General features: G+C 60.8%; 1 protein-coding gene. It reads left to right on the forward strand.

All coding sequences use genetic code 11. The annotated features are described in order from the left end of the window. Window positions 1-929 (forward strand): DUF6531 domain-containing protein (locus HX823_RS31595; protein WP_256350348.1); only part of this gene is annotated, 929 nt, incomplete at both ends.

The following is a 929-nucleotide window of genomic DNA, read 5'->3' on the forward strand; positions in this document are numbered from 1 at the left end:
GGGGGCGTTTCTACTGAGCAAGTGGACGCGTTGTTTGCGTCTTACGCTGGGCTGACCGGGGATCTGGAGCAGTGGCTTCGGGCACAGTGGTCGGATTTTAAACCGCGCTGGGAGCAGTCCACCGCCAGCGCGATTGGCAGCGGCGTGCTGGCGGGCAGTTGGGCGGCGATTCGTGATGTGTGGGACAGCATCAAGCTGGTGCAGGCGATTCTTGACGACCCGTTGAAGTACGTCGAACAGCTGGGTGCAGAAGCGGCCAAATTGGCGCAGCTCGCCACCGATGCGCCCAAAGTCATGGAACAGGCGATGCTGCTGGCCAGTGATGAAGCGGCGCTGTTCCTGATGGTGCGCACGGCAATGATCTGGTTGGACGCATTGCCGCCCGGTGAAATGGCCGAGATGGCGGCTGGGTTTGTGGTGTCGTTGCTGATTGATCTGGTGATTGGCGTGGTGTTGACCATCGCCTTGCCGGCGGCGGGTGTGGCGTATTTGAGTCTGCGGTTGGTCAAGTATGGCGGGCAGATTCTTGAGGCGGCGGTGGGTTTTGTCAGGGGGCTTTTGGGAATTCTGACAAAGTTCATGCAGGCCGTGGATCGCTACAAGGCGGTCGCGGTTCGCGGTGTGGTGGGTGGGTTGAAGCAAGGCAGGCTGCAGATGCGCTGGAAGGCGCGGCAGAATGCAGTGCTGAAGCAGGCGGAGCCTGTGGATGATGTACCTGTTTCTGCTCGAAATCCGGCTGGGGATGCGGCGGCATCTTCGGACAAGACAGCCACTAACGGCTGCCCAGTGTCGATGGTTACGGGTGAGGAACTGCTGACGCTGACCGATGGTGTGCTGGACGGGATCTTGCCGTTTGAGTGGACGCGGTTGTACCGCACCAGTGCGGTGGACGTCGATTGCGGGTTGGGGTTTGGCTGGAGTCACTCGCT

It is taken from the genome of Pseudomonas sp. P7759 (assembly GCF_013386445.1).
GTDB lineage: Bacteria > Pseudomonadota > Gammaproteobacteria > Pseudomonadales > Pseudomonadaceae > Aquipseudomonas > Aquipseudomonas azotoformans_A.